We start from the raw sequence: 14771 nt of genomic DNA, 5'->3' as shown, positions 1-14771 counted from the left end.
TCACATCTAAGACATTATCTATATTTCCCACTGTACCGCCTCGATTTCTGCTGTACCTTCTTCCGCAAAAAACTGAATACCCTGGCTATCTTTTCTTGGAAATAACCGCGAGGTAAAAACGATTTCTCCCTCATTAATAAACACTTCAATCGAGGAATTATCCATGAAAATGTGTAAACGTATGTTGTTTTTGGAATAATCCTTTTGGCGAACGGATCCGTATTCCTGTGCAAATTTAGTGCCAGAGTCAGTACGGTCAAGCACTACCTTTTGATTTTTTGCATCAAGATAAATTAATGTTTCTTCTCCTTTACCAACACGTAATTTCATTCCTGCTCTCCTTGCGTTACCCAGTTCAATGTTTACGATCATTTCGTATGATTCTCCTGACAGCAAACCCGGATTTCTCAATTCATTACTGAGCATCATTACTGACCGGGATTCCGTTTTGCGCATTTCCTTTAGTTCACGAACAGGCCGCTGACAAAGAAGATTGTCCTTGATCATAACCTCTCTTGGTATGGTCAGACAATGAGCCCAGCCTTCTGTATCGGTTGGATACTCTATATCCGGCAGTCCCATCCAGCCCACCATCAGACGCCTCCCGTCAGGAGATAAGGTCGTTTGGGGTGCATAAAAGTCAAAACCAGCATCGAGTTCCTGAAAGTCGCCATGAAGAAACTGGCCATTTTCGAGGTTTAAAGGCTTTCCTACCCAGACTCCCGATTGAAAAATATTCTGAAATGAATCACCTTCAGGCTGCAGACCCTGAGGGGAAAATAATAGGACTCCATGATTTTCGATTGTAAAATAATCAGGACATTCCCACATATAGCCAAACTCTCTTGCTTTCGTGCGAATCTCACCAAGCCATGACCATTGAATCAGATCGCTTGATTCGTAAAGAAGAACACAGCCAGTTAAATCCTCACGCTGCGCCCCTACGACCATATAGAACTTGCCTTTTTCCTCCCACACTTTAGGGTCCCGAAAATGCTCGGTGTATCCCTTGGGCTGTTTCTCTATGATAGGTTTATTCAATTTGGTGATTTTCCCTAATTCATCCATAACCGCTAAGCATTGAGAAGAATGGCGGTTCCATTCATCATCACGGCTATTTCCAGTATAAAATAAATGAAGAGAATCATTATGCACATACCCGCTGCCAGAATAAATCCCATGGCTTTCAAAAGAAAATTCCGGTTCTAACGCTCCACCTTTGTTTTCCCAATTCACTAAATCCGATGATTCTGTATGAAACCAGTGTTTCATTCCATGTACCGCTCCAAATGGAAACCATTGATAAAATAAATGATATCTCCCGTTATACCAAACAAATCCGTTTGGATCATTCAGTAAACCATGCATAGGCTGGATATGATAATTTTGCCGCCATATACTAGCAGATACTAACCTTTCCAGTTCCATCCGTTCTTTCGCAGTCATACTTTTATAAAGACGATAGCGTGCTTCTTTTGTCCATTCCATAGATTTTGCCCTCCTAAACTGCAAAAAAAACGAGTCGCTAAAAGCAGCTCGTTTTTTAGCAGGTGGTTATGCCATTGCTATTGATTAGCAATTAATACCTTCATTTAAATGTGTTCAAATAAAATTACAGGAAAAATTTTTAATATGTGTCTTTATTTAATTTTTTTGATTTAGACAGGAGAATTGTAATCAAAAATGATGAAATAAGAGAAATGCTGATTGCGACTAAAAAGTTTATAACATCCCCAGCTTGGACAGTGACAAATCCAATAATACCCGCTGGTCCAGGTGCAACATTTGTGATGTGAGTAAACGCTGCATAGCCGCCTCCCAATGCAGAACCAATCATAGCAGCGTAAAAAGGATATTTCAATTTCAGGTTCACACCGAACATTGCTGGTTCTGTTATCCCTAATAAAGCAGATATGCCTGAAGATACCGCAATACTTTTCATTTTTTTATCTTTTGTAAGCAGCAAGGCGGCAAATGTCGCTCCTCCTTGGGCAACATTGTTACTTGCTACAAGTGCAAGCAGGAATGAACCACCGGATGCAATTAACTGGATATCAACAGGGAGCAGACTATGGTGCATACCTGTCAATGTCAGGGGGGCCATAATTAATCCAAAAATTGCCCCGCCAAAAATGCCCAATGTATCGTATAACCATACCAAACCATCAGCTAATAAGTTCCCGGCTGATCTCATAATACCGCCAACAACAGTAAAAGTAAGAAAACCTGTTATAAAAACCGACAATAAAGGTGTTAATAAATTATCGAGTGCAGAGGGAATAATCTTACGTAAACTCTTTTCGGTCCATGCCAAAATAAACGATGCTGCAAGTACTGGGAATACTGTTCCCTGATATCCTACTTTTTCAATGGTTAGGCCAAAAATTTTCCAAACCGGCACAGTATTTTTGAGAATGGCATCTCCATAGCCATACGCATTTAACAAATCAGGATGTACCATGATCATTCCGATTACTGCTCCTAAATAAGGGTTTCCGCCAAACATTTTTGTTGCTGAAAAACCAATTAAAATAGGCAGAAAGACAAAAGCGGCATTTGCAAAGATATTGATCATGTTTGCAAAGTCAGTCATTTGCGGATAAATATCAAGTAAAGATTTGCCTGCTACAAACAATCCTTTTGACGTTAACACATTGTTTAGACCCATCAAGAGACCAGCAGCTACAAGAGCAGGGATAATGGGAACAAAGATATCTGACAAAAGTTTCACTAGCTTTTGAATCGCATTCATTTTATTGTCTGCGTCCTTTTTTACCTCTGTCTTACTCGATTCAGTAATATTAGCCAGTTTAATTAATGAATGATAAACCTCATTTACAGTACCGGCACCGATAATAATCTGATATTGACCTGAATTACTAAATTGACCCTTTACTAATTCGACTTCTGATAACTCTTCCGTCCTTACAATGGATTCATCTTTTAAGACTAAACGGAGCCGCGTTGCGCAATGTGCAGCGCTTACTATATTTTCAGGCCCTCCAATAATGTCCAGAATCTGTTGGGCTGTTTGATTTATTTTATTGCTCATCATATTCAACCTTTCATTCGCTTATTTCATAGATGATGGCCTCGTAGGGCCGTAACTTGATGTTTGAAATATCCAAACTGGAGTCTTGATAATTACCTATTAGAATTTGGACTTTTAAATGGCTCTCCATTGAATAGGAAAACTCATTTTCTTGTTCATAAAAGTTACAGACAATAAGGAGTTTCTTATCCTCTAGTATCCGTTCATACGCATACACACTCTCATCCATAGGATTGAGAAGTTTATAAGTGCCATGCACAAGAGTTTGATTGAATTTTCTCATCTTAATTAGTTTTTGATAATAATAATATATTGAATTCGAATCAGAGATAGCGTTTTCAACATTGATATACGTGTAATTCGGATTCACTTTCATCCATGGTTTTTCTGTTGAAAAACCTGCATATTCCTCGTTAGACCACTGCATCGGAGTTCTGGCATTGTCTCTTGCTTTCATATAAAGCGATTTCATTATTTCTGCTTCACTAAAACCAGCATTAATCCGTTCTTTGTAAATATTTTGGGTTTCAATATCTATATAATCCTCAATCGATTGAAAAGCAGCATTGGTCATGCCGATTTCTTCACCTTGATATATATAGGGCGTACCTTTCATTCCGTGTAACAGGGTTGCTAACATTTTCGCTGACTCGACCCGGTATTCACGGTCATTCCCCCACCTGGAAACAATCCGGGGCAAATCGTGATTATTCCAAAACAAGCTATTCCACCCGTCTTGGTCTAAAGCATATTGCCATTTACTTAACACATGCTTTAACTCTCTTAATTCTAACTTCTTTAAATCCCATCTCTGCTTTCCCGGTAACTTATCCAATTGCATATGTTCAAATTGAAATACCATATTCAATTCGTTTCTTTTGGGATCAGAGTATAAGGTAGCATTTTCTGTTGTGGCTCCCCATGTTTCTCCTACTGTAAGCAGGTCTCGGCTTCCAAAAGTGTTCCTATACATTTCCTGCAGATAATCATGCAGCTTGGGACCGTTTTCTTTTATTAGATTGTCGGGTTCTTTCCCTATCAAATCAATGACATCCATACGGAAACCACTTATCCCCTTATCTATCCAGAAATTCATCATGTCCCATATATCATTTCTCATTTTTTCATTTTCCCAATTCAGATCAGGCTGCTGCTTGCTATAAAAATGTAAATAATATTGGTTTGTATTTTCATCGTACTCCCAGGCTGACCCGCCAAAGTTTGACTTTAGTTCATTAGGCTCCTGACTATTAACCGGATTCCGCCAAATATAATAATCCCGATAACGATTATCTTTTGATTTTTTTGCTTCTAAGAACCAAGGATGCTGATCTGAAGTATGGTTTACTACTAAATCCATAATGATTTTTATGCCTCGGTTTTTACTTTCAGCTAGCAATTTATTCATATCTTCCATTGTTCCATATTCAGATAAAACAGAATAATAATCACTGATATCGTATCCATTGTCTATATTGGGTGATTCATAAACCGGGCTAAGCCAAATAACATCTATACCTAAATTTTTCAAGTAATCTAATTTCAGTATAATCCCTTGTAAGTCACCTATCCCATCACCGGTGCTATCATAAAAGCTGCGAGGATACACCTGATAAATAACACTTTGATGCCACCACTTTTGTTGAGTTTCTGTCATTTTCATCCCCCTTTTGTACTGCGCTTTCATATTTAGTATAATGAATCAATAGTTTTACTTCTTGCACTTTTTTCAAAAAAAATAACACTATTTTCACATTAGGGGATTCATAATGAATAAATCTCATTTAAAAGAAAACTCGATTCACGGCACTCCATTCTTCCCATTGCATGTGTACAGTAAGGTTAGAGACAGGGACTACCATGTAGGCTACCATTGGCATGATGAATTAGAATTTATTTTCGTAGAAGATGGGGTAATGGAAATTACAATTAATTCAAAAGTTGTAAATGTTACAAAGGGACAATTTATTTTTATAAACTCTGGCGACTTTCATCAAGTTACCGCAAAGGGACCATCTATCCATCATGCTATCGTATTTCATCCGCAGATATTGAACTTTGGCTATCCCGATAAATCCCAAACTTCCATTATTACTCCTATTACTAATGGGACTTTCCGTTTCCCGGCTTACACTCAAATTGAAGCAGAACTAAATAAATTAATAGCAGATAGGTTAATAAACATTATTTCAATAAATAAAAATGAATCAGCAATATCCGCATTGCATATTAAAATCATCTTATTGGAAATTATAATGGCACTCTTTGATAGAAATCTTTTCTCAGAACTGCAGACAAATGCAAAAGAAAAACAGGAAAATATAAAAAAAGTGATTACCTATATCCAAAGTCACTATTTCAAAAAGATAACACTTGAAGAATTGGCCTCTATTTTAGATATGAATAAAAACTATTTCTCAAAATATTTTCATGAATCAGTTGGCAAAACGCCCATTGCATATATCAATGAATATCGATGTGAAAAAGCAGCTGAGTTACTAAAGAACAGTAATTTTAAAGTTTTGGACATTTCCTTCATGGTTGGTTTTGAAAATTTCAGTTACTTCATTCGGAAATTCAAGGAGCATAAGCGTTATTCCCCCACCCATTATAAAAAGATATTTCATAGTGGCCAGAAATTAAAATAAATAAGCTGACTCCTCGTCTTTCTTTTTTGTGGCAGAGGGGCAAAACGGGGTTCATACCTTCAAGCTTCGAGGAATCGTGGACTGCGGGAGCATTAAAAGGGATCCTAAAATCATCATTTTTATATGCAGAATTCGGCTTTTAATTAGGCTCTTTTCTTAAATTTTGGCTCTTTTCGCTCCTAAAGGGTGTTAAAATACTACTTTGGGAGGTGGAATGCAATGTTGGAAGATGTTTATGCAAACTTTACTGATTTATCGAAACAAGACCAAATTAAGCTTTTTAATCGCTTAAAAACAGAATTTTTCTCTAACGAAGAAGATGAAATAAAAGATGCATACACTTCATTAGAGAAGTTCGATTTAGCGAAGGGCTTGGCTGTGTATTGTGGAAGTATTAAGGTAAAGCGAAACGGCAAGTATCGAGGGAGACAGCGTTACTTCTGCCGCGATTGCAGTAAGTCATTCAACGATTTAACTAATACTCCAATCTCTGGTTCACGTTATCTTGGGAAATGGGCTAAATATTTTCATATGATGTTTGAAGGTTACACGTTACCAAGAATAGCTAAGGAGCTTAAAATTCACATATCAACTTGTTTCTTTTGGAGACATAAGATTTTATTTGCATTGAGGTCTCTTGGATTTCAAGGTTTAAAGGGGATAGTCGAGAGTGATGAGACCTTTTTTAAAGAGTCCTTCAAAGGACGTAAAGTTGAAAGTAGAGAACCTAAAGAGGTGGTGGAAAAGACCCTAAAAGAGGTATAAGTGGTCTAAAAATCGCGGTTGTTGTTGCACAAGACCGAAATGGTCAAGTAGTTGTTAAAAAAGCTGGTCGTGGTCGTGTCCGAGCAGAAGAAATTGATGCTGTAATTGGGGAATATATAGACCCCTCTGCTTTGTTATGCACAGATACAGCAACTAACTATAAAAAATTTGCTTTAGTTAAAGGGCTAAAACGTGAAACAATTAATGTCAGTAAAGAAGGTTATGTCAAAAAAGGCATATACCATGTTCAGCATGTCAATAATTTTCATAAACGTCTAGGAGATTGGATGGATATGTTTCAAGGAGTTGCCACTAAATATCTCGACAACTACTTATATTGGTTCAAATTTATTGAACAGAATAAGAAGTTACCTACTAAAGATAGAGTTAATGGTATGATGTTAGGTTCCTGTCAAAAGCCTAATTACATTACAGTTCAATATTTACGAAAAGTCTAAGTATAGTTGAATTGGAACAAAAAAGCCATATCGATGATATGACTTTTAAAGGTTTCGTAAACAACTAAACCAGGCGTCAGTTTACCTATGACCATCTTTTCTTGCTTGTATATAACCATAATATGCACAGGTACCATTTTTGATAAGTCCTTGACTTCGAAACCACACTTTTCATAGAAATTGAAATTGTTAGAAGAGGTATGAGCAAACCAATCACTTTGAGGAAGCTTTTGAACACAAAGTTCCACTAGTTTTTTACCAATACCTTTCCCACGATATTCTGATAATACCACCAAATCCATAATGTTAGCAGCCATTATTTGGTCTGAAATAACCCTAACCATTCCAATCATTTTGTTATTATCCCAAACAGTGAATGCCCAAGTTGAGTTTTTGAAAATTAATGAAAACTTTTCTTTCTGCCAAGATGGAGTATTCTTCGCCCAACCAGCATCTTCAAAAAGGGCTTCAACATAGTCAGCTGGAATTCCTTCAGTACCTTCCCTAATCACCAAGCCATTAAAGTATTGATACATATCTAGTTACCTCCTTATTTATTAATGTTTATATACTATATAATGGAAGTTATTCCCTTTAAATTTTTAACACTTTTTATTGAACTATCATGCAATTAGTTGAATAACGATTACAAATTACAAATATCAATATATTTCATTTTATAAAAGCAACAAACTTTACGAAAAGAGCCTAAATTTTTAATGAGTTCTGTGTGGCGATCCCATCGTTAAATCTTATTAATTGGAGCATATGGTGCGAGACTTCTGCGGGAAGGTGAGATCCCTCAGGCGCAGCGAGAATGCTCACCGCCCGCCCCGCGGAAAGCGAGCATCCTGGAGCGGAAATCAACCACTTGTTCAATAGCAATAAAGTTTACGAAAACAGCCTTTAATTATAAATGTATAAAAAGATAAGGCTATACCAAAATAATCCCTTCTGCCAAGCAACCGGGGTGATTAATGCAGGGTTTGCTGAGCCCAAAACCTCCTTTCCTCAGGTCTAGATTAATTCTCTGCAAAGAAAACTAGAAAAAGTTAGGCCGCAGTATTACTAATCATTCATTCTATAAATTAAAACAAAACATAAAAAAGCAGCGTTGTTGGCAACGCCGCTTAAGTAAATTCCGCTCAATTTTAATTGGTGAACATTTTCGCCGCCATTGTTCCTATAAGCGAAGCTATCGCAACAGCAGCAAACAAAATACTATAACCCATAACGCTCCACCCGTCTCCTGTGAAGTGAGATGCTATTGCTGCAATTAAGGATAAAGCTGTTAAGATCAAACCTGGCAGTGTATACGTTTTTTTTGATGGATTTTTTTTTAATAAATATGACGCTAAAGCTGCAATAACAATCATTAAAATAACGGTTATAATGATAAAGTTTTTAATTTCCCCCACCCCTTTCAATGCATTATATTTTTCACATCATTTTAAAGTGTAAAATTAAAAAAATATAAATCATGCAAAAAGCAGGAATTTTTATAAATATCCGCACTTTGAATGATTTATACACTTAGCAATTTTTGGGCTTAAGAGGCCCGCTGCAAACCCGCGTAAAGCGAAGCATCTTTTCCTTTCAATCAACCTGCAATTTAACAAAGGTTTTTCGTTAAAGGCTTCTTCAGCTACTCCCCTGTATATGAAGCTATCTTTTTCTCCTTTTATTCCCACGCCCGTGAATTGCGTTACACATTTACGGTTTCTTTCATATATTTATCAGTTAAAAGGACTGAGTTTAACAGGGAGTCTAATTCCTGGCTGGCTTTAATGGTTTCTTGACTGGTAAATCCCCATACACCTGCAATCCTGATCATTTCCTGGCGTTTTTTTTCAATAAGTGCATCCACAGCTTCCATACAAATCATCCCCCTGCTTCCTTTCATTAATTTAGGTAATTTTACCATTCATCAATATTTCAAAATTATCCAAAATAAGATTTTCATACAATATCAGCCTCTCCACAACTAAACTAATAGGAAATACAGACTATATCAGGGCATAAAGCCTACAGAAACGAAATACACTGCTGACTTATCCCTAAATACATCCTTCTTTATAATTAGGTATTTAACTATAAAATCCTTCTTTAGGTTAATTGGGAAAAAACATACATTCCCTTATAATATATTAAAGGTATTAATGTGAAAGAGAGTGATATCATGCAAATTGGTTCTCTTATCAAATATTACCGGACGAAAGAAGGCCTTACACAAAACGAGTTGTCAGAAGGAATTTGCTCGATACCTCATTTAAGTAAAATCGAAAACAATTCAAAAGAGGCTAATGCTGAAACCCTAGCTTTGCTTTTACAGAAATTGGGCAAGAATGTGAAGGATATCGAAAAAAACGAACAAATAATCAAACATATTCTTGATCAGCTGATAGAGAATATCCATTTCTACCAAACAGAAAATGCACAGGCAGATTATGATACTCTTCAAGATAAACTAGAACTGATTCCTCACACAGACTATCTTTATCTTTATGAACTATATAAGTTCAGATATTGCCTTTTTACCTATCAAATTCAAGAAAGTGAAAATCAGAAAAAATGGCTTCAAAAACATAAAAAAAATTTTTCCCAACATGAAATGTACTTATATAATTGCTACAGCGCCATATATTTAATAGTGAAAAGGAAATTATCAGAAGCTGATTCACTTTTGATGAGCCTTATTCATAATCCACATGGAGAACTCTTTCTTAGTGCAGAAGTATATTATCATCTTGCTATGGTTAAGGGCTACCTTAATCAGCCAGGCCAGGCCATATTTTATGCGAGGAAGGCCCTTCAGCTTTACACGAATCACTTTAACCTCAGAAGAATGCTTCATACACACATGATTTTAGGAATCAACTATGCCCAATCAGATATATACGCTGAAGCAATGGAATGCTATAAACATTTGCTGAGAAATACAGAAATACTTGGCGATAAAGAACTGGTTCCCCAGATTTATCATAACTTTGCCGATTTAAGAAAAAAAATGGGGAATCAGGAAGAAGCAATTATTCTATACAGAAAAAGCCTAAGCCTGCAAAATCAGCAGCATCCCAATTATTTGGTCAGCGTGTATTCATTGGCTGAAACTTTTTATTCAGCCGGGGAGAATGAACTTGCTTTAAAGTATTTTAAGAAAGCATCGGCTTTGGCTAAGTGCATAAACAATCAGGAATACAGCCTTCTCTCTGCTTTCTACCTGTATTTGCTTCATAAGCAAAAGGATACAGCTTATGTTCATCTCGAAGAAAAAGTGCTTCCCTTTCTCCAAGCCAAGGAAAACAAGCAAGATTTTCATTATTATTCAAAAATGCTTGCCAGGTATTATCATGAATCAGGGAAATATGAGCCTGCCATTTATCATTTTATTCAAAGTGAATAGGGGGAAAAGAATATGAGAAAGCTAGTGTTTGCCCTTGCAATTTCCGTATTGAGTTTATCGTTTTCCGGTACAGCGGGACTGACCCATGCAGCAGAGTCTTCTTCCATATCTGCACATCCCATTTGGCCGCCTCTCTAGAATGAACTGCTTTTGTACCGAAACCATGAATCAGCCGGACAGCATAATCCATGTCCGGCTGATTTTTTTTGCTGTAATGCACAAACTGCTGAATGCTTTTTGGCTGGCACTTATTTTTCATACTTTGCTTTTTCTTTGAAGCCAGATCCGGAATATTTAGCAGCTAAAGGAAATCCTCTTATAAGGCTTTTATATAATAAGTTCCTTGCCGGTAATATAATCTTATTCATAAAGCCTCCCTTAACCTTCCCCCATAGCCCTTTTACCGGAACTTCAGCATAATATTTTCCGATTTCTTCCCTGCCTCCATTAAATAACTCAACCCCCAGTTTTAATGCTTCTTTGCTGAAAGAAATGCCGACAGTATAAAATAATAATCCCTTCAACGCGCTGGCTTGATATGTGAGACCCAATACGCCATTGCCTTCTTCTTCTTCAAATAAGGAATTTCCCTTCTTTCCATCTATATGGCTTCTGCTATTGACCGTCATATTTCCTGTGTTTTCTCTGTATTTCCCTGCAATCTGCTTCTCTTTTTCAATACTATTCCTTTGGGTGGGATGATGATCAAGGATGGAGGCGGACTTATCAGAAATCACAGGCTCCTGAATGCCTGCTGCATGTTTATCATATACGGGGAGTTTATTCACAGCTTTTCGGCGGTTTGCGGGATCATCGGTTCCGTTTTTCTGATAATTGCCTGTAGTGGGGACATTAAAGTGCGGAACTGAATTTGAATTATGTTGTTCTGTAATTGGTTTACTTTGAGTAATACCGTTATTCTGCGTATTGCCAGAACTTATTTTGTGCAAATCTGGATTGTAAAATGGTCGGGCATTATTTAATTCATCTTCTGTTTGATTGGCAAACTGTTTGTTAAGCAGGGTGAATTCAACATGATTTTGTATGTTGAATGTGTTGGATGCATATACAGAGGATGTGGCAATGGCAGTTCCTAAAATAGAACCAGCAAAAACTTTCCCAACTTTTTTCCTCATTACATTCCCTCCTACTATTTAAGTTCGACCATATAGTATAGATGAGCCCTCCTTTCTTAAATCTATTTTACTATCTTTTTAATAGAAAGAATATTGGGAAAAATTAAGGCGGATTTGTTTATTTTTACTATTTTCTCAAAGTTTTTCAGCATATATTCTTTTAAATCCTATGTATGTATTTGGGAAAATCCATTCATTGCGAGGGAATATTACAATACTATTAAAATAATTATTTTTCGCCTGCTGATTTCTGCTTCGCCAGACTCCGTGCGCAGTTCCATCCCGCCGCAAAGCTTCTTAACCAAATACTATGAATGTTAAATTGATGTACCTATCATTATATGGTTTATATCTCTTTGGAATAAAAGTGCCCTCTTTGGCTGCAAGAGGGCACTTTCAGCAAACTAATGCAAAATGTTTGCGTTTACATGATGAATTCTTTTTTTTTGAGAACGGAATCCAGTTCAGCTTCCAATATATTTAAGGAAGCATCATACAAATGCTTTTCGTCAGAGGTTTTGAATACTCCCTGGGCCAGCAGCTGCTCAATCAGCCATGTTTTCCTGTTTTCATTTATAGGGACAGTTTCTTTCATTCTAAATTTTCCTTTCATATGCTGGTAAATGTGCTGCAAAGCTTAGTAAGCGCTGCTCTTTGAAGGTAGACGGCTTGCTTGGAATTCAAAAAGGGGCAAGCCTTTCACTTATAAGCTTTATATAAATAAGCAGCACCAAAGTTTATATACCTTTTATTGCTTCATTCTAAACATCTTTACTGCACATTATAAAACGAAACTTCCCGCAGATGCAATTCAACCCAGATTCAGCATTTAAATGTCTGATAACAGCAGGCATTCCGGGCTTAAGGCTGCCTGCCTATCCTTTTGCCAGTTCAGTATTTTTTGTTTCTTTGCCAAATATCAGTACGACTGCCGCACCGGCAAAGACAGAAATGGTAAAAATCGTGAAAATTGCTGACACAGATACTTCTCTTTCAAGCAGATAGCCGGCTGTAAGCGGGCCTAAAATACCGCCTATCCTTCCAAAGGAAGCAGCCATCCCTGATCCGGTTCCTCTAAACGATGTAGGATATTGTTCTGGTGTATAAGCATACATGGCTCCCCAAGCTCCAAGATTGAAGAAAGAAAGGAAAATTCCTGACGTAATCAAAGAAGGCAAATTTGCTGCATGGCCAAAAAAGTATGCACTAGCAGCCGTGCCTAAAAGGTATGTAACTAAAACAAACTTCCGTCCCGCCTTTTCAATAAGCCAGGCTGCCGTAAAGTATCCAGGAAGCTGGGCAAGAGTCATAATCAGGACATATTCAAAGCTTTTGATTAAGCTGAAGCCTTTCAGCACCATTACGCTTGGAAGCCATAAAAACATTCCATAATAAGAAAAGACAACACAGAACCAAAGTATCCATAATACAAGGGTCTGGCGCAAATATTCTTTTCCCCACACCTTCCTCATGTTTTGCATAACGGATGATTTCTGCTGTGGTTCCAGGCTTTCGTACCGCGGTGAATCAGGTAAACTCCAGCGCAGATATAAGGTATACAGTGCAGGAATGGCACTAAGAATAAGCGCAATTCTCCAGCCGTAATGAGGAATGACAAAATAGGAAATCAATGCTGCCGCAATCCATCCGATTGCCCAAAAGCTTTCAAGCAAGACGACGACTCTTCCTCTCTGGTGAGCGGGAACAATTTCAGAAACCAATGTGGAAGCAACCGGAAGTTCCCCTCCAAGTCCCATTCCAATAAAAAACCTTAAAATTAAAAACACAGCAAGTGTAGTTGCAGCTGCTGATAAACCGCTGCCAATAGAGAAAAACAATAATGTAATAATAAAGATATTCTTACGTCCAGCTTTATCAGAAAGAGACCCAAACAACAATGCTCCAACTGCCATGCCAATAGAATTGACACTTCCTATCCAGCCCATTTGCCCTGCTGTTAAGCCCCACTCTTCCTTCAGAGCCACTATAATAAAAGACAGCATTCCCACATCCATTGCATCAAACAGCCAGCCTAATCCTGCAACAGCAAGCAGTCTTTTTTCCGAAATCTTCTTCTTTTCCATAAAACCCTCCCAATGACGGATCATTTATCTTGTTTCAGGTATATTTACATTAAACCTGCTTCCCTTATTCTACCTGCACTTATTATTTTATACCATAAAGCTTTTTTGAAGTTTTAAAAAAACAATGAAAGCTCCCGTCCGTAAAGGGTTATTGCCAGTTAAGGCTGTTAAACCCCTAAACTATAAATTCATATCTCCCTTTATAAAACGGTCAACAACGCCAAGTCACTATTTGTCACTATTTAGTGATAGCTTTTTTCAAATTCCTAAAAAAATTCAGAATGAAGATCATATTACGAAGGGGACGCAGGTGCCATAAAGTTCACAAAAACGTCACTTATGGAAAATTTTTTTAGCAGATATAATTACATGTATTCACAAGGAGAAAGGATGTTTTCATTTGCCTAGTACTAAAAAAGAAGGTATTATATTTGGGCTATTTATGTGTTTTGGAATGGTTCTGATAATGTCAGTTTATAACACAATTTTACATGGTTTATCACCGTTTTCAGCGGGACGGGCACTGATCCAATTTGCCGTAACGTTGATTGTCGCTTTTATAGCAGAATCATTAGTGGAGCCGAACCATCTGCTTTAACATCTTAACGGGCAGTAAGCGTGTGATTTGGGTTGTCATCAGCTGTTTAATTTTGCTGCGTCTAAATTTCTTAACATCCAGTCTTTTTTATACTAATAAACCTGAACAAAAGAACATAAAAGGCACTGAGCGGCTTCCAAAAAACAGCCTGTGTATTCCAATCCTGGATTACACGGCTGTTTTTGAAAGGTTGCCGATTAATATATATAATGCTATTTTTTGACCATTAAATACATAAAATACGGTGCACCTATTACTGTTACGATGATACCTGCCGGAATTCCGCTGGGATCTAAGATAACTCTTCCAACAGTATCAGCAGCTAAAAGCAGGTTTGCTCCTATTAAGGCAGCAATTGGCAGGAATGTCTGATGCCTGGGCCCGACAAGTCCCCTGGCGATATGAGGTGTGAGGTGCCATGAGACCTATAAAGGCAATGCCTCCGCTTACAGAAACGGATGCTGACGCAAGGGCAACAGAAATAAAAATCAGCACCACTCTTTCCTTTTCTACACGGACACCAAGCCCAACAGATATATGTTCATTTAAACTCAAGGTATTTAATACATTTGATTTAATAAAAACGTAAGGCAAGCACCTGCTAAATGATGATTAATAGCTTATAAG

Annotated in this window: 11 protein-coding genes and 3 pseudogenes; 4 read left to right on the top strand and 10 right to left on the bottom strand. The window is 37.3% G+C overall.

Annotated elements, in window-relative coordinates:
• Positions 1 to 18: 18 nt before the first annotated feature.
• The 3 genes from ACN6MY_RS08700 to ACN6MY_RS08690 all read right to left on the bottom strand — a co-directional run bounded on the left by ACN6MY_RS08700 (position 19) and on the right by ACN6MY_RS08690 (position 4709).
• Positions 19 to 1488: a glycoside hydrolase family 32 protein gene (locus ACN6MY_RS08700; protein WP_419883599.1), complete on the bottom strand. Its 1470-nt coding sequence runs from the start codon at positions 1486 to 1488 to the stop codon at positions 19 to 21.
• A 139-nt stretch (positions 1489 to 1627) separates the two neighbouring features.
• Entirely contained in the window at positions 1628 to 3055 is a 1428-nt protein-coding gene (locus ACN6MY_RS08695) for a sucrose-specific PTS transporter subunit IIBC (RefSeq protein WP_419883598.1), read from the bottom strand.
• A 10-nt stretch (positions 3056 to 3065) separates the two neighbouring features.
• Positions 3066 to 4709 carry a glycoside hydrolase family 13 protein gene (locus ACN6MY_RS08690; RefSeq protein ID WP_419883597.1) on the bottom strand — a complete coding sequence of 548 codons (1644 nt, stop codon included), beginning with the start codon at positions 4707 to 4709 and terminating at the stop codon, positions 3066 to 3068.
• A 112-nt stretch (positions 4710 to 4821) separates the two neighbouring features.
• On the opposite strand from ACN6MY_RS08690, the gene ACN6MY_RS08685 reads away from it, so the two are divergent.
• Together ACN6MY_RS08685 and ACN6MY_RS08680 are read left to right on the top strand one after the other, a co-directional pair.
• Positions 4822 to 5700: an AraC family transcriptional regulator gene (locus ACN6MY_RS08685; RefSeq protein WP_419883596.1), complete on the top strand. Its 879-nt coding sequence runs from the start codon at positions 4822 to 4824 to the stop codon at positions 5698 to 5700.
• A 219-nt stretch (positions 5701 to 5919) separates the two neighbouring features.
• A pseudogene (locus ACN6MY_RS08680) lies at positions 5920 to 6923 on the top strand (IS1595 family transposase).
• Positions 6924 to 7004: 81 nt separating this feature from the next.
• On the opposite strand, the pseudogene ACN6MY_RS08675 reads toward ACN6MY_RS08680, so the two are convergent.
• From ACN6MY_RS08675 to ACN6MY_RS08665, 3 genes and pseudogenes are all read right to left on the bottom strand, one after another.
• A pseudogene (locus ACN6MY_RS08675) lies at positions 7005 to 7459 on the bottom strand (GNAT family N-acetyltransferase).
• A gap of 615 nt (positions 7460 to 8074) precedes the next feature.
• The gene (locus ACN6MY_RS08670; RefSeq protein ID WP_419883595.1) at positions 8075 to 8341 is read right to left on the bottom strand and encodes a YesK family protein; all 267 of its coding nucleotides are present in this window, start codon (positions 8339 to 8341) and stop codon (positions 8075 to 8077) included.
• Between the two features lie 287 nt (positions 8342 to 8628).
• Positions 8629 to 8799: an aspartyl-phosphate phosphatase Spo0E family protein gene (locus tag ACN6MY_RS08665; RefSeq protein WP_419883594.1), complete on the bottom strand. Its 171-nt coding sequence runs from the start codon at positions 8797 to 8799 to the stop codon at positions 8629 to 8631.
• Between the two features lie 303 nt (positions 8800 to 9102).
• Here ACN6MY_RS08665 and ACN6MY_RS08660 point away from each other — a divergent pair, with 303 nt between their 5' ends.
• Both ACN6MY_RS08660 and ACN6MY_RS08655 read left to right on the top strand, forming a co-directional pair.
• Positions 9103 to 10326, top strand: a complete 1224-nt coding sequence (locus tag ACN6MY_RS08660; protein ID WP_419883593.1) for a helix-turn-helix domain-containing protein — start codon at positions 9103 to 9105, stop codon at positions 10324 to 10326.
• 12 nt (positions 10327 to 10338) lie between these two features.
• On the top strand, positions 10339 to 10464 hold the full coding sequence (locus tag ACN6MY_RS08655; RefSeq protein WP_419883592.1) for a hypothetical protein: 126 nt from the start codon (positions 10339 to 10341) through the stop codon (positions 10462 to 10464).
• A 110-nt stretch (positions 10465 to 10574) separates the two neighbouring features.
• On the opposite strand, the gene ACN6MY_RS08650 is transcribed toward ACN6MY_RS08655, so the two are convergent.
• From ACN6MY_RS08650 to ACN6MY_RS08635, 4 genes and pseudogenes are all read right to left on the bottom strand, one after another.
• Positions 10575 to 11462 carry a hypothetical protein gene (locus ACN6MY_RS08650; protein ID WP_419883591.1) on the bottom strand — a complete coding sequence of 296 codons (888 nt, stop codon included), beginning with the start codon at positions 11460 to 11462 and terminating at the stop codon, positions 10575 to 10577.
• 424 nt (positions 11463 to 11886) lie between these two features.
• Complete coding sequence (fbpA, locus tag ACN6MY_RS08645) at positions 11887 to 12057, bottom strand: Fur-regulated basic protein FbpA (protein ID WP_419883590.1); 171 nt, start codon at positions 12055 to 12057, stop codon at positions 11887 to 11889.
• Between the two features lie 280 nt (positions 12058 to 12337).
• Positions 12338 to 13546 carry an MFS transporter gene (locus ACN6MY_RS08640; protein WP_419883589.1) on the bottom strand — a complete coding sequence of 403 codons (1209 nt, stop codon included), beginning with the start codon at positions 13544 to 13546 and terminating at the stop codon, positions 12338 to 12340.
• An 810-nt stretch (positions 13547 to 14356) separates the two neighbouring features.
• A pseudogene (locus tag ACN6MY_RS08635) lies at positions 14357 to 14738 on the bottom strand (FecCD family ABC transporter permease); the annotation flags it as partial.
• Positions 14739 to 14771 lie beyond the last annotated feature (33 nt).

The sequence above is a fragment of the Peribacillus sp. B-H-3 genome, from assembly GCF_048572925.1.
Classification (GTDB): Bacteria; Bacillota; Bacilli; order Bacillales; family DSM-1321; genus Peribacillus.
This window is presented reverse-complemented; position numbering and strand designations above follow the sequence as displayed.